14 protein-coding genes and 2 riboswitches are annotated in these 20,514 nt (G+C 47.4%); of the genes, 3 read left to right on the plus strand and 11 right to left on the minus strand.

Features of this window, described 5'->3' with window-relative positions:
- Nucleotides 1–247: 247 nt before the first annotated feature.
- The 7 genes from cydC to gcvH form a co-directional block, all read right to left on the minus strand.
- Nucleotides 248–1,903 carry a thiol reductant ABC exporter subunit CydC gene (gene cydC / locus ABEW32_RS24820; RefSeq protein WP_430192764.1) on the minus strand — a complete coding sequence of 552 codons (1,656 nt, stop codon included), beginning with the start codon at nt 1,901–1,903 and terminating at the stop codon, nt 248–250.
- Nucleotides 1,896–4,049 carry a DUF454 family protein gene (locus ABEW32_RS24825; protein ID WP_430192766.1) on the minus strand — a complete coding sequence of 718 codons (2,154 nt, stop codon included), beginning with the start codon at nt 4,047–4,049 and terminating at the stop codon, nt 1,896–1,898. The genes cydC and ABEW32_RS24825 overlap by 8 nt, the downstream gene beginning before the upstream one ends.
- A 211-nt stretch (nt 4,050–4,260) precedes the next feature.
- Complete coding sequence (locus tag ABEW32_RS24830; protein WP_430192768.1) at nt 4,261–5,406, minus strand: mannitol-1-phosphate 5-dehydrogenase; 1,146 nt, start codon at nt 5,404–5,406, stop codon at nt 4,261–4,263.
- Nucleotides 5,403–5,837 carry a PTS mannitol transporter subunit IIA gene (locus ABEW32_RS24835; RefSeq protein ID WP_430192770.1) on the minus strand — a complete coding sequence of 145 codons (435 nt, stop codon included), beginning with the start codon at nt 5,835–5,837 and terminating at the stop codon, nt 5,403–5,405. Before ABEW32_RS24835 ends, ABEW32_RS24830 begins: the two co-directional genes overlap by 4 nt.
- Nucleotides 5,834–7,912 (minus strand): BglG family transcription antiterminator, encoded by a 2,079-nt coding sequence (locus tag ABEW32_RS24840; RefSeq protein WP_430192772.1) that lies wholly within the window; start codon nt 7,910–7,912, stop codon nt 5,834–5,836. Before ABEW32_RS24840 ends, ABEW32_RS24835 begins: the two co-directional genes overlap by 4 nt.
- A gap of 89 nt (nt 7,913–8,001) precedes the next feature.
- Complete coding sequence (locus ABEW32_RS24845) at nt 8,002–9,480, minus strand: PTS mannitol transporter subunit IIBC (protein WP_430192774.1); 1,479 nt, start codon at nt 9,478–9,480, stop codon at nt 8,002–8,004.
- Nucleotides 9,481–9,905: 425 nt separating this feature from the next.
- Nucleotides 9,906–10,304 (minus strand): glycine cleavage system protein GcvH, encoded by a 399-nt coding sequence (gene gcvH, locus ABEW32_RS24850; RefSeq protein WP_430192776.1) that lies wholly within the window; start codon nt 10,302–10,304, stop codon nt 9,906–9,908.
- A gap of 395 nt (nt 10,305–10,699) precedes the next feature.
- A riboswitch (glycine riboswitch) is annotated at nt 10,700–10,799 on the plus strand.
- Nucleotides 10,800–10,897, plus strand: a riboswitch (glycine riboswitch).
- Nucleotides 10,898–10,974: 77 nt separating this feature from the next.
- Here gcvH and gcvT point away from each other — a divergent pair.
- From gcvT to gcvPB, 3 genes are all read left to right on the plus strand, one after another.
- Nucleotides 10,975–12,075 (plus strand): glycine cleavage system aminomethyltransferase GcvT, encoded by a 1,101-nt coding sequence (gene gcvT, locus ABEW32_RS24855; RefSeq protein WP_430192778.1) that lies wholly within the window; start codon nt 10,975–10,977, stop codon nt 12,073–12,075.
- 123 nt (nt 12,076–12,198) lie between these two features.
- Nucleotides 12,199–13,554, plus strand: a complete 1,356-nt coding sequence (gene gcvPA / locus ABEW32_RS24860) for an aminomethyl-transferring glycine dehydrogenase subunit GcvPA (RefSeq protein WP_430192780.1) — start codon at nt 12,199–12,201, stop codon at nt 13,552–13,554.
- Nucleotides 13,551–15,047: an aminomethyl-transferring glycine dehydrogenase subunit GcvPB gene (gene gcvPB, locus ABEW32_RS24865; RefSeq protein WP_430192782.1), complete on the plus strand. Its 1,497-nt coding sequence runs from the start codon at nt 13,551–13,553 to the stop codon at nt 15,045–15,047. Before gcvPA ends, gcvPB begins: the two co-directional genes overlap by 4 nt.
- Nucleotides 15,048–15,175: 128 nt before the next feature.
- On the opposite strand, the gene ptsP is transcribed toward gcvPB, so the two are convergent.
- From ptsP to glcT, 4 genes are all read right to left on the minus strand, one after another.
- Nucleotides 15,176–16,888 (minus strand): phosphoenolpyruvate--protein phosphotransferase, encoded by a 1,713-nt coding sequence (gene ptsP, locus ABEW32_RS24870; RefSeq protein WP_430192784.1) that lies wholly within the window; start codon nt 16,886–16,888, stop codon nt 15,176–15,178.
- Entirely contained in the window at nt 16,881–17,156 is a 276-nt protein-coding gene (locus tag ABEW32_RS24875; protein ID WP_013372579.1) for an HPr family phosphocarrier protein, read from the minus strand. The genes ptsP and ABEW32_RS24875 overlap by 8 nt, the downstream gene beginning before the upstream one ends.
- Nucleotides 17,157–17,266: 110 nt before the next feature.
- Nucleotides 17,267–19,312 carry a glucose-specific PTS transporter subunit IIBC gene (gene ptsG, locus ABEW32_RS24880; RefSeq protein WP_430192786.1) on the minus strand — a complete coding sequence of 682 codons (2,046 nt, stop codon included), beginning with the start codon at nt 19,310–19,312 and terminating at the stop codon, nt 17,267–17,269.
- A 238-nt stretch (nt 19,313–19,550) separates the two neighbouring features.
- Nucleotides 19,551–20,426: a glucose PTS transporter transcription antiterminator GlcT gene (glcT, locus tag ABEW32_RS24885; RefSeq protein ID WP_019688297.1), complete on the minus strand. Its 876-nt coding sequence runs from the start codon at nt 20,424–20,426 to the stop codon at nt 19,551–19,553.
- Between the last annotated feature and the right edge of the window lie 88 nt (nt 20,427–20,514).

Below are 20,514 nucleotides of genomic sequence, written 5' to 3' on the forward strand. Positions count from 1 at the left end.
TATACATCGGCTTATAGCCTCTGTTCATCCATCATTTATGATGTTTATGACTTGTCAATATACCTCAGGATTTGCAAAATCCTTACCTCATAGGCTATCAAAATAAGACAAGCTTGAAAAGCTGGATGATTTAAATAAGGATGACGCTCTCATTTCAACACGCACACTCCATTTTATGACAAAACGATGAACAGGCTACAGCTTTTGCCTCCAAAGCATCACATTTATTTCCCAGCCTTCATCACGTTCAGGAGAGCCGGCGGTTATCCATTTGAAACATATCGTCAGCTATCCGCATGGTAGAGCTTCGATGCGAAACAAGAATAATCGTTTTATCCTGTTGCTGTTCTTTTAACGATTTTAAAATAATTGCTTCATTTAGACTGTCCAGATTGCTGGTAGGTTCGTCCAGCAGGAAGAGAGGCGCATCATGGACAAAGGCTCTGGCCAGCCCCAAGCGCTGACGTTCTCCACCTGACAGCCTGTCTCCCAGCTCTCCGACTCTGCTGTCATATCCTTGAGGCAATGTCATAATAAAATCGTGTACGGATGCCTTGCGGGCTGCTTCTACAACCTGTTCATGTGTCGCATCAGGCTTTCCGATTTTGATATTAGCTGCAATGGAATCATCAAACAGGAACGTATGCTGATCGACATAACTCTGCAAGCTTCTCAAATGTCGGGTCTCAATGTCCTTCAAATCATGCTCAGATAGCAAAATTCCACCTTGTTGCGGGTCTCTGAATCGCATCAGCAACTTCAGCAGCGTTGACTTACCGGAGCCGCTTTTCCCCTGAATCCCTACAATTCGCTTGTGCGGAATCGTGAGACTTACATCATTCAGCACCGTTTGACCATCGTATGCAAAAGTCACCTTGTCTACCCGCGCTCCAGTAAAGCCAACGGTCATTCCATCCCTATTTTCTTCTACCTCTGGGGTCTCCTCCAGCAGACTTAGCACTCGCTCCCCGCTTGCCAGCGTTTGAAGTAAATTGTTGGACAAATTGCTCAGCGCAACCACCGGACCAAATGAACTAAACAGGGCAATGACTGAAATCAGCATACTTGTAAAATCCATCTGTCCTTTAGACATGCCATACAATCCAGCTAGCAGCATCAGTAATGAAAATCCGACTACAGCCGCATCTGTGACCGCTCTTGTGATGCCTTCATGATGCTTCAAGTCCTTCTGCTTGGCATCCAACTGATCTGTACGACGATTAATCTCATTCAATCGTTGTTCCCCTTGCCCATATTGCACAATTTCCTTCATCCCGCGTAGGCTGTCCAAAAAATAACTGCTCAGTTGGCCGAAGCTACTTCGGTATTCCATTCCCTGACGTTTGCCCATACGCGACGTAAGCAGCGGAATGAACAAACCGACGGTTGTGTAAGCAAGCGCAGCAATCCCGCCTAGCAGAGGCTCATAAGAGCCTATATACAATACCATGAGCAGTGAAGTGATAACACCGATCATAACAGGGGCTATCGTATGCGCATAAAATACTTCCAGCAGCTCAATATCACTTGTAATAAGCGAAATCAGATTCCCTTTATCCTTGCCTTCGAGCTTGGCTGGAGCCAATCTGCGCAAGGCTTGAAGTACCTTGTCACGCAGCACAGCCAGCAGTTTGAAAGCGAGATAATGACCACTCATTTGCTCGCCATAACGAAATACGCCGCGCAATATAGCACAAAGCACGATGGCAGCCAGCAAAAAAGTCATGCTGTAGCCTGTCGTGATGCCCGTTGCTGCCAGTAGGGCAAGCGCCCCATACACAATAATGCCAATAGCACAAACAAAGCCAAGCACTCCTGTAACAATCGTGATGAGCAGTACAGGTAAAAGAGGTCTCGCCAAGACCAACAATTGACCCATGATCCATAAACCGTGTCTACGCATATACAGCACCCCCTTTTACAAACTGTTCCATCCTATGCTGACTGAGATACATCTCCGCATAATGTCCTTGCTGGCTCAACAGCTCCTGATGTGTTCCGGATTCTGCCACCAAACCATTTTGCAGCACATAAATACAGTCGGATTGAATTACATTTTCCAGTCTATGAGAGATGAGAATCACTGTTTTTTGACCTGCCAGTGCATGTATGACCTCCATGATTCCTTCCTCACTCTCAACGTCAATGTTAGAAGTAGCCTCATCAAAAATATATACATGACTGTCGTGCAGCAATGCTCTGGCCAGTGCTAGCCGTTGGCGCTGTCCTCCTGACAGATTCGCTCCCTGCTCCTCTATCTCTGCCTCCAATCCTCCCTCGGAGAGAATGAAATCATACAGCTTCACTTGCCGCAACGCCTCCAGCATTTGCTGCTCATCCGCGTGCTCATTGCCCATTCTCAAATTCGTTTCTACGGTGCCTTTAAAAATATAGCTGTTAAAACCGATCCAGGTCATATGACGCATACGGCTTTCTTCCGAAATAGAGGTCAGTTCGGTTCCTCCGATCGTCAGGCTTCCTTGATAACCCTCATGATGTCCAACGATCAATCCGGCTACCGTACTTTTACCTGAGCCTGATTCTCCAACAATGGAAACGAAGCTGCCTTGAGGAATGTCCATGGATATATTACGCAGGGTATCTCTTTCGTCGTAAGCAAAATTTATCCGTTCCAATCGAATGTCTGTGGCTGCTATGCTTTGTTGTCCTTGTACAAGATCCTCTGTACTCAACATTTCGAATATTTTGTCACTTGCTGCCATTCCGTTCATAGCAATATGAAAGTAGGAACCGAGCAGACGCAGCGGGATGAAAAACTCTGCCGACAGCAACACAATGATGAGCGCTCCCGCCAAACCAATGTGACCCGAAGAATATTCGCTAACCGCGACCAGCACACCTGCGGCGGCCCCACCAAATGCGATAAGATCCATGACAGCCACGGAGTTTAACTGCATGGTCAGGACTTTCATTGTCATTTTGCGAAAATCCTCAGCTGCTGTGTTCATCTCCTGATGTTTATCCTGATCTGTCCCGTAAATTTTAAGCGTAGTCAGACCTTGTACGTTTTCCAAAAAGCTGTGGCCCAAATTGACATAGCTGCCCCAATATTTCCGAAACAGCTTTTTAGCCATTCTCATAATGACAATAATGGACACTGGGATAAAGGGAACGCAGATCAATAGAATAATAGCCGCTTTGAAGCTGACAAAAGAGAGGGTGAGAAACAACGTTACAGGTGCAAGCAGACTATAAAATAGCTGAGGCATGTATCTGCCAAAATAGGTTTCAAGCTGCTCTACTCCTTCTACAGCAACCTGAATAACCCCCGAGGTGGAGGTATGATCCGTATAAGAGGGTCCCAGCTTTAGCAGCTTACTGTAAATCTGTGAGCGCAGCGTTTTTTTAGCATTTATTGAAGCCCGATAAGACAACATACTGGCTGCATAATTACTCAGAAAGCGAACGGCAATAGCAGTAATAACAATGACCGTCATGGATATAATCAACTGGCGATTCACTTGTCCTTCCCATGCTTGCTGCATCACAAAGGTCATAGACAAAACAGCAGCTATACTCCCTAAAAGGCCGACCCACTGTACGAGCACACCCAGGATGATATATTTTCGAGAATGCTCCACCAAGCCCAGCAGACGACTGTCGACCATTTTAGACCTTTTTTTTGGAGTAAGGGCGGCTTCAGGTGAAGACGGAATTTCCACCTCAGTTCCTCTCACCGTTCCGACTCGGAATATAAAATAATAATATTTGAACAGGATGACCAAAACGATGAGTATCTTCCCCCACATAATGGGCGTAAAGATAAAGCCTGTAATCAGCATAGCTGACGCCAAGCCCAATGACGTAATTTTTGTAGACAGCTTCAACGACCTGGTTTGTACAAAACTTTCCAGATACTTATGGTACAAAGATGTATTCGAAAACCACTGATGAATCCTTTCAGACCCCCGCATAAAGAAAAAGGTTGCCAGCAGCAGAAACGGTGTAGTCGGCAGCAACGGCACCACTACGCCAATCACTCCCAGCGCCAAAAATAAAAACCCTAAGGTAATATAAATCGGTTTCACTATAATCCCCCTAATATATATAATGTTAATGATTATTTTATAGATAATGATAATCATTATCAATATATATAATTTAGTCAGGTTGTTATGTGATGTAAATCACGCAGATAAAAATCCTCTTGAAGTTCAACTCTACAGAACACTTTCGTGCTCATATAGATGTTTTGTCTTCAAGAGGATAATCGAAATAAGTGCGTGTTATTACGTTGTTTTACGAACTTATAATATCATATTGCTCCAATACCTGCCGATGTAACGGGTCATCTGCAGGTATGGACGTATAACGTGTCAGCGCTACACTCACCCCTTGGCTGCGAATCACCTGTTGAAGCTCAACCGCTTCGGGGTCTTCCGTAATATCAAATTTACAGGTAGCAGCCATTCCTAACGCCAGGTGTTTGGTCGGGATGCCATACTCCTGTGCTTGCAGCGCGGGACGTACGAGACGGTCGTTGGGAGACAGCTTGCGCAGCGGTGAACGCCCGACCCGAGTAACCTCGTCTGTCAGATTAGGATTGCGAAAGCGATCCAGAATCTTAGCGATGTACTTCTTATGCTCCCCTTGGTTGAAACCGAAACGCCTTACAAGCACCGCCCCTGTTTCCTCCAGCGCCCCTTGGATCGAATCCACCAACTTCTTATCCTTCATGGCCTCCTGAATCGTGGCATAACCTGCGATATAACCAATATAGGCCGCCACGCAATGCCCCGTATTCACCGTGAACAGCTTGCGTTCAATATAAGGCTCCAGATCCTGCACATAAAGAATGCCTTCGATTTCCTCATGGTCAGGAGCCATTTGCGAGCGATCCACAACCCACTCGTAAAAAGGTTCTACCTGCACATGCAAAGGGTCCTCATGATGCTGGATCGGCACAATCCGGTCTACCGCAGCATTGGGGAAATATACCAAAACCTCCGCCTTGGCACGAGTCGCCTCATCCAGTAGTGCAAAAACATGCTCTTTCAGTTGGGCGCTGCCTCCGATTGCATTTTCACAAGCGATGACATGCAGCGGGCCTGCCCCTCGCTCTACTCGCCGTGCGATCCCCTCGGCAATGCCTGCTGCAATATGTCTGAGAATGCTGACACCTACCGCGGTCGTTACCAGATCAGCATGGTCTACCGCATCCGCTACAGCGGATGCATCTTTGCCATCAATCGCGGTTACATTCGTCACCGTCTCCATATCCTTTGTATCATTCGCCAACTCTACCGTATATTGCTTGCGGCGTCGTAACTCGGATACAAGGGTCTCGTTGACATCTGAAAAGACAACCTCATAGCCTGCACGCGACAGAATCAGCCCAATAAAGCCGCGACCTATATTTCCTGCTCCAAAGTGAACGGCTCTCATAGCTCCAGCTCGCTTTCGAACAGATCAATAATGTCTTGCGGGGTCGCCGCGTTGCGAAGTTTGTCCATATTTTCTTCCTCCGCACATACCACAGCGATACTCGTCAAAATCTCCATATGATCGCCGCCTTGGGCTGCAATGCCGATCACCATGTATGCTTTTTCTTCCCCGAAATCTACGCCTTGCGGGAACTGAACGATGGAGATGCCTGTGGATTGAACAAGCGTCTTGGACTCCTTGGTACCATGTGGAATAGCCAGCCCGTTTCCGATATAGGTGGATACGATCTCCTCGCGTTCAAGCATCTTGTCAATGTACTCAGTTGTAATATGGCCTGCATCCAGCAGGATTTGACCTGCCATACGAATCGCCTCATATTTGTCTTTGGCGGTTGCGTTCATTTTTATTTTGTCTATCGTCATAATACTCACGGTAGGTTCCTCCCTGTCCCTAATTTACTGTGAAAAAATTCAGCCAGCTCACTGGATATATAATTGGCAATCTGATCCCTGCTACCATGTTCCAGCAGCGTAATCATGTCTTCCTGCAACAGTAATGCACTAATCTCGCTCAATACCTCCAAGCTTTCTTTCGGCAACTCACGAGGTCCCAACATCAGCAGAACGCATTCTACCTGTTCGTCTACATCCGCCAGCAGCGGCTCAGCCAACCTATACAAGGTCAGCGAAGGCTGGCGAATATAGGGACTACGCGTATGAATTAAAGCAACGGAGGTATCAGAAATCACCTGACTACCTTGACGCTCTCTTTCTATAAGTTGTTCAGCAACAACAGAAGGCTCTGTGACATTGCCCCGCCCTGCCTCCAACATGCATATAGCCTCTATAGTAGCTGGCATATCCAATCCTTGGTTTTCCAGCGGATACACTTGAAATTGCTGTACAATGTGCACAATCTCCTCAAGGCTTTTCCGTAGACCGGTAAGCCACTCCATGCCCTGGCCAGGCAAAATAGCCTGTACCTGAGGTTGGTCATGAAGTTGATTGAGTGTAATATGCTGGATAAAATGACGCAGACGGTCACTCTCCTCTTGCGTCAGCAGCGGGCTGATTTTGAGATACCGATCCGGTTCAAGCGGCAGCTCTACTGTCGAAATGATCAGATCATAATCCTCCTTGGGAATCCGCGTCGCCTCGTACCACGAGGCCCTATCCACAATTTTGATCTGTGGCAGCTCCTTGGCCAGTCTTGTTGCCAGAAGTCTGGAGGACCCAATCCCGCTTGTGCAGACGACAATCGCCCGCACCTCCCGTTGCAACTGTCTCAGCCGTTCCAGCGAAGCGCCAAAATGCATGACCAGAAATCCGATCTCTTCATCCGGTACTTCCATTTCTGTCATATCCGCCGCAGCCTTTTTGACCGAGTCGAATAAACTTCCGTAATCCTTGCGGATTTGCTGGAGGAGCGGGTTACGGATAGACCGCCCTTCCCTCAAGCGTTTGAGCACCGGAGCCATATGGGCAATCAATCCTTCACGCAAAACGCGGTCTTCTGCCAATGGTGTGCCTGTCTCTGCCTCCACACGACGAATCAACTCGTGAACCGACTCCAGCAGTACAAGATCATCCAGTGGCAGCAGACGAGTGGAATGATCCTCAGCATCACGGAACAGTAGCCCGAAATAACATCGTTCTGAATTTGGAAAGTCAATGTCCAGCGCTGCTGACAATTCTGTGCATATTCGTTCCACCATAGCTGTGCGCAGCATGATATTCTCCTGCGAATCTGTTTTCGAATACGAGAGACGATGATCCACAACGTACCCAAGTCGCAGACGCGTCAGCGAAACGCAAATTTGAATCAGTAGTTCCATATATTTGCTTTCCACCATGTTTTTCATCCATTGATCATGAGGCTGCCAGAGGGCATTTTCCACGGTTAGCAGATTCCCTCTGCCAATCATCTCAAGCAACTTTTCAGTGACACGTGTCACGGGACGAAGCTCCTCTCGGCCGGAAAACAGATCCGATTCATCCAAATGTTCGAGAGCCAGCTCAGAAATCGTCCGTCTTTTGTCTATCTCCCGTCCTGTAATCTCGACACCGTATCCTCGCCTGCGTACAAGCACGAGCCCTCGATCTCCGATCCAGCCCTGTAATTCGTCCAGATCATGACTGACTGTAGTTACTGTGACTTTCAAATCCGACGCCAGCGCCAGTAGCTTGATCGGCTCCTGTGTATCCAGCAGCATGCACAGAACTACAATCTTTCTTTCCTCAGCCGAGTAATCGTCTGACTTCGTATGCAGCAATTGCTCCCGCAGACTTGCAAGCTGGGTCGGGGCGGCATCCACATAGATACCGATCCCTGATTTTTTCTCCAGCTTTACCTCATGAGCCGCCAACCAACACTCGACTGCGCCAAGTTCCCGATGGACCGTCCTTGTGCTGACATTGATCTTCTCGGCAATTTCCCCGGCTGTAACCTCTTGGGGCTGCTCCAGAAGATACTCCACGATGTCAGATTGTCGTTTCGTAATATTCATAAGCGCATACCGTTCCTTCCCATGCTCTCTTCCCTTTCAGCTGGAAATATAAACTGTACACAAACACAAACGGCCTGACTTTATAGGGATTAAGAATCGGATTTCAGCCGTCCAACCAGCGCTTCGTATTCAGGACTCTTCAGAAAATTGTCAATGGAAATGTGTTCAGCATTCGGAGCTACCGTTTTAGCCCGGTCTGTCAACGTTTTTTGCGTAATGACAATGTCCGCATCCTGTGGAATTTCACTGATTGCCGTATTCGTTACCGTAACGTCTACGCCCGCCTGTTTCATTTTTTTGCGTAAAATTGAGGCTCCCATGGCACTTGAACCCATACCTGCATCACAGGAAAAGACAATTTTGTTCACTTCGGATTTATCCTTGAGCATTCGATCTGTGGCAATCTCAGCAGCACGATCTGATGCATGGTTATCTTCCATTACTGTGGCGTTAGCACTTGCACCCTTGCTTTGATTTTTCATATCTTTCAGACGGGATGCGGCTTCCTCCAGCCCCTCTTCCTTATGCTTACCTGTCTTGAGCAATACTGCGGCTACAGCAAAGGATACGACCGCAGCAGCGATCACACCGCTCAGCATCGGTAAATATCCGCCTTTTGGTGTCATCAGGAAATAAGCAATGATACTGCCCGGCGAAGGAGCAGCAACCAGTCCGGCACCTGTCAACATAAAACAGAAGGTTCCCACAACGCCGCCTGCTATAGCAGCAAGAATCAAAATCGGCTTCATCAAAATGTAAGGGAAATAAATTTCATGAATCCCGCCGAAAAAATGAATGATGACTGCACCGGGAGCAGACGACTTCGCAGAGCCTTTACCGAACAGGCAATAGGCTAGCAAAATACCGAGCCCCGGCCCCGGATTGGATTCAAGCATGAACAAAACGGACTTTCCTGTTCTTGAAGCTTCCTCCAGCGCAATCGGACTCAATACTCCGTGATTCAATGCGTTATTGAGAAATAGCACTTTTCCGGGCTCAATAATGAGATTGACAAGCGGCAAGAGCCCTGCATTCACGAGAAACTGTACCCCTGCCGACAACACCTGGCTGATGATTTGTACGACCGGGCCGATCGCCACATGGGCTAGTAGTGCTAGAATGGCACCGATAATCCCGGCCGAGAAATTATTGACCAGCATTTCAAAACCTGATCTGACTTTGCCTTCAATGGCCTTATCGAATTTCTTCAATATCCATGCAGCCAGCGGTCCAGCTACCATCGCGCCCAGGAACATCGGGATATCGGCCCCCACAATGACACCCATCGTCATAATGGCACCGATCACACCTCCACGCTGTCCGTGAATCATTGTGCCTCCCGTGTAACCGATCAACAGCGGCAGCAAATAATTTTTCATCGGGTCAACCAGTTGTGCAAACCCCTCATTCGGGAACCACCCGGTCGGAATAAAAAGTGCTGTAATTAATCCCCACGCAATAAAGGCTCCCATATTGGGCATAACCATACCGCTGAGAAAACGGCCAAAACGCTGTACGGCGACACGAGCGCCACCGCTTGAACTGGACTTTGTGTCCACTGTGCTCATATTCATATCCTCCTTGTGAGTAACTAGCATCACTACCTTTTCTTAAAATTCATACTAAATGACAGCGCTATCTTCATCAACGAAATGAAAACGTACTTTCGTCATGAACGTTGATGACAACATTTAAATTTAAAATAACGAACAACGTATTATACCTGCATAATTCTTCTTAATATGACCGATAACAATAGAAATTAGTCGAAAAAACATTGCTGCCAATCTGCACAACGTTGTAGTAGAACTCTCTTCTAAAACCGATCAAACAACGTAATTACGTCTCCTTAAAAACAACAAAAAAAGCCGCTATGTCAGATCATAGCGACTATTTTATACAAAAACCGAGCGGACTAACGATGCTCCTATTCAATTCAATATCCATTAAAAAAATTAGAATAAAGCGCTATTGTTTTATACTGCATTGCTTATTATTGCTCATCCGAAATTAACTTCTCGTACTGCTCCGCAGACAGCAGCTTCTCCAAAGCCTCCTCGACATCATTGCTCATCTCTACTTCGATCATCCAGCCCTTTTCATAGGGAGACTCATTCACCAGCTCAGGTGTGCTTTCCAGAGCTTCATTCACTTTCAAAACAGTTCCCGTCACCGGAGCAAAAAGATCGGACACAGTCTTCACCGATTCAATTGTACCGATTTCCGCCCCCTGTCCAATCGTTGTTCCCGCCCCAGGTAATTCCACAAAAACAATATCCCCTAATTGATGCTGTGCAAAGTCTGTTATGCCGATCCGCAACGTCCCATCCGCTGTGTGCTGAACCCACTCATGTTCGTCTGTATACCACAGTTGCTGTTTCACTTCACTCATCCTGCCTTCGCCTCACTTTTCACATGAATAAAATGCTTTTGATCACCTGTATTAGACAGGTTAAGATTATGACAACAAGAACACTCATGTCAATAATACTAACAAAAATACTTCATATCATCTCATCTAACGTAGTCTATAAAAAAATAACAACTTGCAACAAACGCTTACATATCCTTATTTATACATTAATTGTTTTTTCAATTGTTTTATATGACATTTTTATTGACATTTTGAATGGATTTGCGTATTAATGGGTTATAGCAAATACTTTTGAAAATACCTCGACAACTGCAAACGCGGATGAACGCGGAGGGAGAGACTACCCAAAAGATTTGCATAGCTGTTGTCGTTTGGGAGACAGTTATGCACGCAAATCGGATCAAGTTGTTATCTGCAAAACCGGGTAACATACCGTTGATCCAAAAGGTAGCGCCGAAGGAGTAAACTTGCATTGCATGTGAATCTCTCAGGCAAAAGGACCTCTGCCGGACGCATCTCTGGAGAGCATTCGCGTTTTAGAGCGGATCACCCAAGGGGAAACCTGGTACACACCGGGGTAACTTTCTGGTATCAAGGACAGAGCTGAAAAAAGAGTATGGACTGCCGTCTATACGTTTTTCAGCCTGTCTTTTTTGTTTAGCCGATTACACTGGATAGGAGTGGAAAAATGTCTAATTTGCGAAGAACACCACTATATTCGTCCTACGGGACGCAGCCCGGGGTTCGTTGTATTGACTTTGGCGGGTGGGAACTCCCCGTTCAGTTTAGTGGCATTCAAAAGGAGCATGAGGCCGTCCGACAACGTGCAGGTTTATTCGATGTATCGCATATGGGCGAGTTCTTGGTTAAAGGCAAAGAAGCTGAGGCTTTTTTGCAACAGGTGACCACGAATGATGTCAGCCAACTGGAACCGGGCCAGGCACAATATTCACTCCTGTGTTACCCCGATGGAGGCGTAGTGGACGACTTGCTTGTATACTGCAAAGGACCAGAGCGCTACATGCTCGTTGTGAATGCCTCCAACATCGACAAAGATTGGGATTGGCTCATTCGCCACGTACCTGCATCGGTTCATATGGAAAATGTGTCTGATGCGATCGCATTGCTGGCATTACAAGGACCGGAAGCAGCACATATTGCCGCGGCCGTAACAGATGTAGATATTACAAATCTGGCATCTTTCCGATTCCATGAGAATGTGCAATTGTTCGGGGCACAAGCACTCGTCTCCCGAACCGGATATACCGGTGAAGACGGTTTTGAATTTTATATACCTGCTAAGGAAGCACCCGTCGTATGGGATGGTTTGCTTCGTTGCGGTGAATCGTATGGGCTGATCCCCGCTGGGCTTGGTGCCCGCGATACACTGCGCTTTGAGGCACGGCTGCCGCTGTACGGCCAGGAGTTATCTGCCACAATTTCACCACTTGAGGCTGGTTTAGGTTTCTTCGTCAAGCTGAACAAAGGAGATTTTATCGGCAGGGAAGCACTGCAACGTCAGAAAGAACAAGGAATTCCTCGCAAGTTGATTGGGCTGGAAATGATTGATCGCGGCATCCCGCGCGCTCATTATCCGGTATTCGCAGAAGGCCAACGCATCGGTGAGGTCACAACGGGCACCCAATCGCCCACCTTAAAGCGCAATCTGGGGCTGGCCCTGGTGGACAGTCGTTTTAGCACCCTATCTACACCGCTAGAGGTCGAAATTCGTGGAAAACGCCTGCGTGCTGAGGTGGTCGCAGCGCCCTTTTATAAACGGCCACGCTGATCCTCAATCCTCTTCATTTCAAAAAACGATCATGTCAGATACGAAATTCTGGATTTTCCAATTACGGTTATGTATTAGCTAATTTACTATTTACATTTTGCTTTTCGAAAGGAGCCAGAACCTATGAAGCAGCATCGCTACCTCCCCATGACCCAGCAAGATCAAACCGAAATGCTGCGTGTGGTGGGCGTATCATCCATTGATGAGCTATTTAGTGACATTCCAGAGGCTATTCGATACCAGGGGGAACTCCCTCTTTCCTCTCGGCTCGATGAAAGAGCCTTAACTCGCCACTTGGCCGAGCTGGCTGGACACAACGCCAATACAGACACACATGTCAGCTTTCTTGGTGCAGGTATTTATGATCATCATATCCCGTCTGTGATCCAGCACATCACCTCACGTTCCGAATTTTACACAGCCTACACCCCCTATCAGCCGGAAGTAAGCCAAGGCGAGCTGCAAGCCATTTTCGAATTCCAGTCGTATATTTGCGAATTGACAGGCATGGCTGTAGCTAATGCCAGCATGTACGATGGAGCAACAGCTCTGGCAGAAGCGGGCTCACTGGCCGCCGCAGCCACACGCCGTAAACAGCTTATCGTATCAAGGTCTGTCCATCCAGAGGCTCGTCAGGTATTGGCAGCCTATGCACGCGGATTGGATTTGGATATCGTGGAGATCGGCTGTTCGGACGGCGTAACGGATGTCGATGCGCTGACCGCAGCGGTATCGGAACAGACGGCGGCTGTCTTGATCCAAAGCCCCAACTTTTTTGGAGCCGTGGAAAATCTGAAGCCGATGGCAGACCTCATCCATGCGCATCAAGGTCTTTTGGTCGCCAGTGCCAATCCACTGGCACTTGGCTTGCTGGAGGCGCCTGGCAAGCAGGGCGCAGATATTGTTGTAGGAGACGCGCAGCCGCTCGGGATCTCGTCCTCCCTCGGCGGTCCAACCTGCGGTTACTTTGCCGTTTCTCAGGCGCATATGCGCCGTATCCCTGGACGTATTGTAGGCCAGACCACAGACCGCAACGGCAAACGCGGCTTCGTGCTGACCCTGCAAGCGCGAGAACAGCATATCCGCCGCGAAAAAGCTACTTCTAACATTTGCTCCAATCAAGCGTTGCTTGCTTTATCTGCATCGGTGTACTTGTCCGTCATGGGAAAACAGGGTATCCAGGAAGTAGCCGAGCTGAATTTGCATAAAAGCCGCTATGCATTAGAGCAATTGCTGAGCTTGAAAGGCGTTACTGCTTCGTTTCATGCACCGACCTTTAACGAGTTTGCCCTTAGACTGCCCGAAGGCACAGATATAAGCAAACTCCAGGATAATGCACTAGCTGCCGGATTTATCGCAGGCTATGATCTGGGTCGGGACTATCCGGAACTCGCTGGTCATATGCTGATTGCCGTGACGGAGCAAAGAACCAAAAAAGAGATCGACCAATTTGTACACACCTTGGAGGGATTGCTATGACACACACCGGACAGGACCAGAAACAAGAGCAGTTGAAGGAGCACGATCAAGCGCTCATTTTTGAATTGAGCCGTCCGGGTCGCATCGCTTATTCCCTTCCCGAGTGCGATGTTTCTCGTCGCCCGGTGACAGAGCTTTTGCCAGATTATGCCCTGCGCAGTGAGCCCGCGGCATTACCCGAGGTATATGAAGTAGATGTAATTCGCCATTACACAGCGCTGTCCCAGCGCAATTTCGGCGTCGATAATGGATTTTATCCGCTTGGTTCCTGTACGATGAAATACAATCCGAAGGTGAATGAGGATGTCGCCCGGTACACAGGCTTCGCTAAAATCCATCCATATCAGCCGGAGGGTAGCATCCAAGGTGCTATGGAGCTACTGCATACGCTCCAAAACGATCTGGCTGCATTAACCGGCATGGATGCCGTCACGCTTCAGCCCGCTGCTGGCGCCCATGGCGAATGGACCGGGCTGATGATGATCCGCTCGTACCACGAAGCACGTGGTGAGCGGCGTACCAAGGTGCTCGTGCCGGATTCCTCGCACGGAACGAACCCCGCCAGTGCAACTGTTGCGGGCTTCGAAACAATCACCCTTCCCTCTACCCCTGAGGGGTTGGTGGATCTGGACGCGCTCCGCCAAGCCGTAGGCAACGATACCGCCGCGCTCATGCTGACCAATCCGAACACGCTGGGCCTGTTCGAGAAGCAAATTATTGACATTGCCGCGATCGTGCACGAGGCAGGCGGTCTGCTCTACTATGACGGGGCCAACTCCAACGCCATCATGGGGATTACCCGTCCCGGCGATATGGGCTTCGATGTGGTACATCTCAATTTGCACAAAACGATGAGCACCCCGCACGGTGGAGGCGGTCCCGGTGCTGGACCCGTTGGCGTAAAGCAGCGGCTGATTCCCTATTTGCCTAAGCCGCTTGTCGTACGTGACCCGCAGGGGATGTACCACTGGGATCGGGAGCAGGGAGATTCTATTGGGCGGGTCAAAGCCTTTTACGGAAACTTCGGCATTCTCGTCCGAGCCTATGCCTATATCCGCAGCTACGGTCCTGATGGCTTGAAGCGGGTGTCCGAATGCGCTGTACTCAATGCCAACTACATGATGCATCGGCTGGCTCCGCATTTTGACCTGCCTTATCCTGGGCATTGTAAACACGAATTCGTCATGTCGGGTCGAGGCTTGAAGAAATTTGGAGTGCGCACGCTGGATGTAGCCAAACGATTGCTTGATTTCGGTTACCATCCGCCTACCATTTATTTTCCACTGAATGTAGAGGAATGCATCATGATCGAGCCGACGGAGACGGAAAGCAAAGAGACGCTGGATGCTTTTGTCGACACTATGATTCAGATTGCACGCGAAGCCGAGGAAAACCCTGAGCTGGTACTCAATGCACCCTATACTACTCCAGTCACACGCCTGGATGAAACCACTGCAGCCCGTAAGCCTGTGCTGAATTGCACATGTAGTTAAGGAGAAATTCAAACCCAACAATCCAAAGCATACAAAAAAGCCGGTATCTGTTGAGATACCGGCTGCTGTATGTATACAGCAATTTTTGTTGGAAAAAGATATAACCTTTGAAAATGTGATACCCTTCCTTATGCTTCGATGCTTTGAACCAATTCAACAACCTGTTCAGCTGTTTGCATATCCAGAGCTTTTGTAGCCAATTTCTCCATGTCCGCACGGGACAACTTGGAAATTTGACTGCGTGCTGGCAGAATGGAAGTTGCGCTCATGCTGAACTCATCCAGTCCCAGACCCAGCAGCAACGGAATTGCTGTTGTGTCTCCTGCCATTTCACCGCACATACCAACCCAACGTCCTTCACGGTGAGCGGCATCAATAACCATTTTCACCAGACGCAAAATGGATGGGTTATATGGTTGATACAGGTAAGAAACCCGTTCGTTCATACGATCCGCTGCCATTGTATATTGAATCAGATCGTTAGTACCGATACTGAAGAAATCTACTTCTTTTGCGAATTGGTCAGCCAATACCGCTGTAGAAGGAATTTCTACCATGATGCCCAGCTGAATTTCTTCAGATACGGATACACCCTCGGCTACCAACTTTTCTTTTTCCTCCAACAAAACAGCTTTAGCTTCACGGAATTCGTTCAGCGTAGCAATCATTGGGAACATAATGCGCAGGTTACCGTGTACACTTGCACGCAACAAAGCACGCAATTGAGTGCGGAAAATATCCTGGCGATCTAGACACAGACGAATAGCACGGAATCCGAGGAACGGATTCATTTCTTTCGGCAGGTCCAGATAAGGAAGTTCTTTATCTCCGCCGATGTCCAAAGTACGGACTACAACCGGTTTACCTTCCATTCTTTCCAGAACCGTTTTGTAAGCTGTGTACTGTACATCTTCGGATGGGAGCTTGTCGCGTCCCATGTACAAGAACTCTGTACGGTACAAGCCAACGCCTTCACCACCGTTATCCAGAACACCAGCTACATCGTTAGGTGTACCAATATTGGCTGCCAGTTCGACATGGACACCATCAACGGAAACTGTAGCTTCGCCACGCAGCTTACGCCACTCTTCGCGTTGCTTGTCATATGCCACCTGTTTAGCGCGGTATTCCGCAACGATTTCTTCGGTAGGATTCACGAATACGTGACCGTCCAGACCATCGACAATAATCAAATCGCCGCTTTTAGCTTGAGACAATATATTTTTTGTTCCTACAACAGCAGGAATTTCTAGTGAACGAGCCATAATAGCCGAGTGCGAAGTGCGTCCGCCGATGTTGGTTGCAAAGCCTTTGACAAATTCACGGTTCAGCTGAGCTGTGTCGGAAGGTGTCAAATCTTCTGCAAGTACAATCGTTTCTTCGGCAATTTCTGCAGGGCTGACAAAATGAACACCAAGCAGGTGATTAAGCACCCGTTTGGTTACATCACGCATGTCCGATGCGCGTTCTTGCAAATATGCACTTTTCATGTTCTCAAACATGGAAACAAACTGTGTAGCCACTTCATTCAAAGCATAGTCAGCATTGAGCTGCTCGTCTCTGATTTTAGCTTTAACCGGATCGATCAATTCAGGATCATTCAGGATCAACAGGTGAGATGCAAAAATTTCTGCTTTTTTCTCACCCAGCTCACGAAGTGTTTTCTCCTTAATCGATTCCAATTCGGTTTGAGATTCTGCCAAAGCTGCATCCAATCTTGCGATTTCAGCTTCAACATCACCAACCGCGCGTCTCTCTACAGCGTAATTCGGATGCTCCAAGATAAACGCCCGGGCAATGGCTATGCCTGCCGAAGCGGCAATCCCGGAAATTTTAAGCATGAACTTCGCCCAGCCCTTCGTTAACGATTACATTTTCAAGAGCTTTCAATGCTTCAGCAGCTTCAGCGCCTTCGCAGATGATGTTAATAGTATCCCCTTGTTCCAGACCCAGGGACAATACACCCAGAATGGATTTCAAAGTTACTTTTTTACCGTTAGCTTCGGCAAAAGATTCAGCACCGCTGAATTTGTTAGCTGTATTTACCAGCGCAGTTGCAGGACGTGCATGGATACCGTCTTCATCCGTAATTCTAAAAGTTGTTTGCATAATTTGTTCCTCCCACTTTCCTAGAAATAATATTTGTTTCACGCAGTATACCGGACAGATTGATTAGGCGGCTTAAACCGCCTAATCAACTAATCCGAAACACATAGAGTTTATTTTATCGTAATTATACCATCTTCGCCAGCCTTCAATACTCCAGTTTTGTTTAAAGTTACCGAAGAGCCTTCAGGAAGGTTGGTAAAAATGACAGGTGAGATAATGGATTTAGCGTTTGCCTTCACGTATTCCAGGTCTACTTTCATAATAGGCTGGCCGGCTGACACAAGATCGCCTTCGTTCACCAAAACGTCAAATCCTTGACCTTTAAGCTTCACTGTATTCACCCCGATATGAACTAGCACTTCTTTACCACCATCGGATTGAATACCAACCGCATGCTTGCTTGGGAATACATTGAATACTTTACCATAAACAGGGGAAACAATGGTTCCGTCATTTGGCACAACCGCAAAGCCATCACCTGTCATGCGTTCTGCAAAGACCGGATCGGGAACGGTCGAGATGTCAACCAATTCGCCGTTGACTGGCATCACGATATCTTCCACAACAATCGTTTGCTTTTGTTCTCCGGCTTCCTTTTCCTCTTGTGGAGCTGGTTCTGAAGGAGCAGGTGCAGGTGTACGTCCTGCCATAATATCAGCCATTTGAGTTTTGATCGTATCGGAACGGGTACCGAAAATCGCTTGTACGTTATTACCAACTTCCAGGACACCCGATGCGCCGAGTTGTTTCAGACGAGCTTTATCCACGTTGGATTTCTCATTAACTTCGATCCGAAGACGTGTAATACATGCATCCAGATGCTTGATATTCGATGAACCACCGAAAGCAGCCAAAATATTATGTGGAAGCTCATCACTGCTACCACTTGCTGCACCATCCACATTATCTGTAGCTTCTTCACGTCCTGGTGTTTTCAAGTTGAACTTCCGTATGATGAATCGGAATCCGAAGTAGTAAATTACCGCCAAAATCAGACCGACGATAATTACATACCACCATGGCGTACGGGTTGGAATAATCCCGAAAATCAGGAAGTCAATAAACCCACCGGAGAACGTCATACCGATTTTAACATTCAAAATTTGCATAGTCATAAATGACAAACCTGCAAATACACAGTGTACTGCAAACAGCAATGGAGCTACGAACAGGAAGGAAAATTCCAGTGGCTCCGTAATACCTGTCAGGAACGAAGTCAAGGCTGCTGAACCCATGATACCTGCAACATATTTTTTGTGTTCTGGTCTTGCTTCATGATACATCGCAAGTGCTGCTGCCGGTAATCCGAACATCATGAATGGGAATTTACCCACTTGGAACGTACTTGCTGTCAGTGCCACGCCATCGCGAAGCTGATTGAAGAAGATTTGCTGGTCACCGTGAACAGTTTGACCTGCTTTGTTAACATATTCACCAAACTCAAACCAGAACGGTGAGTACCAGATGTGATGCAGACCAAACGGAATCAACGCACGTTCGATAACACCGAACAAGAACGCCGAAAAGGTCGGGTTGGAGTACACCATAAAGTGAGATACTGCGTTAAGTCCTTGCTGAACTGGGGGCCAGATCAGAACCAGTGCTAGTCCGACAATCAGTGAAGTTACTGCCGTTGCAATTGGAACAAAGCGCTTACCCGCGAAAAAGCCCAGGTACGAAGGAAGCTCGATCTTGAAAAATCGGTTGTACATAGCAGCGGCCAGTATACCGATAATAATCCCGCCGAACACGCCGGTTTGAAGTGTAGGAATACCCAACACATTCGCATAACCTGGTACTTTTTGAGCAATCAGACCAGGCGTAACTCCCACAGCTGTACCTAGCGTAATATTCATTACGAGGTAACCGATGATCGCCGCCAAACCTGCTACACCTTCGCCGCCCGCCAGACCGACGGCTACGCCGACTGCAAACAACAGCGCCAGATTATCAAAAACAATTTGTCCGGCATTCATCATGATCGTCGCTACCGATTGAACCCAGCCCGCATTTAATGCAGGGATGTACTGGAGAAAATCAGGGTTGACCAGCATGTTACCGATACCCAATAAAAGCCCCGCAGCTGGCAAAATAGCTACTGGAAGCATCAACGCTTTACCGACACGCTGTAAAACGCCGAAAAGCTTTTTAAACATACCTTCCACATCCTTCTCTGAAATTTAGAAGAGAGGTAAAACAACAAAAAAGGCATAAGCCGATTTAAGTATGTTTGAACACAACCTTGGGATATAGCTTACCCCAGTAGGCTGTAAACAATCATAACTTAAAGCAACTCATGCCTGATCGAATCAGTAACACGTTAAATGTTTAGTTGTTGTCTTCCTCATTGCAAAATTGATTATAGCACCACGCTAAATGCGAGGCAATACTTTTTTATTCGGGTTTTATCACGGTTTGTTGCTCTCCCTGCTCCTTGCGCTGGGACAAACGCTGCAGATGCATCGTCAAATAGCTAACTTCAGCTGGATACACCGGTTTACGTAACCTTTTCTCCATAATCTTGGTGAGTTTCCAGGCCAGCATATACATTTCTGGATATTCTTCATTCAAAAGCTTGTCCAATCGGTAAATTTCCTGCACAATCTCTCCTCGTCGTACACGTTCAATCGCAAATCTCAGATGGGTCAGCAGACGGGAATAATCAAGGGATTGGAGAGGAATTCGGTAATCCAGTGTCGTCTCGACAACCTGAACCATGTCAGCAATCAGACGAGAATCCTTCCTAACCTCGGAGATATGCTGGTTCGTCATAGCGCTATAAATATGCAGAGCTACGAATCCGATTTCATCTTCTCCCAGATCCACGTCCATCTTATCCTTGATTAAAGCAACAGCCTGCTCCGCCATCTTGTATTCCTGAGGATATATTTCCCTGGTTTCATACAAGAACGGATTATGAATCGTAATTCCTTGTTTTTGACGGTTGATGGAAAAAGCAATATGGTCTGTTAAAGCTATCAGTATGTGCTCATTTAGAGGCTTCTTTGCTTGAAGCTGAACAAGATGAAGCACCTCACCGATGACCTCAATGAGCTTTTCATCCAGTTCGGGAAGCAATCGTTTGTATTGCTCCTGCTCTTCATGGCTTTTTAATATAAATAATTTTTCAACTGAATCCAACGAGATAAGATCGCCAGCTCTGCGATTGAAACCGATTCCTTTTCCAATCACGACAACCTCATCATGCTCGGGATGCATCCCTATAATCACATTGTTATTCAGCGCTTTGGCCACTTTTAGGCTGCTCACATCCGCACCTCTTTTATCAGAACCTTGATCCTAAGAATTATAGCATGAAGCTCAGAGGAATCCACGTTAAAGTACCAAATATTCCGCT

Source organism: Paenibacillus jamilae (assembly GCF_050482105.1).
GTDB classification, from domain to species: domain Bacteria; phylum Bacillota; class Bacilli; order Paenibacillales; family Paenibacillaceae; genus Paenibacillus; species Paenibacillus jamilae_B.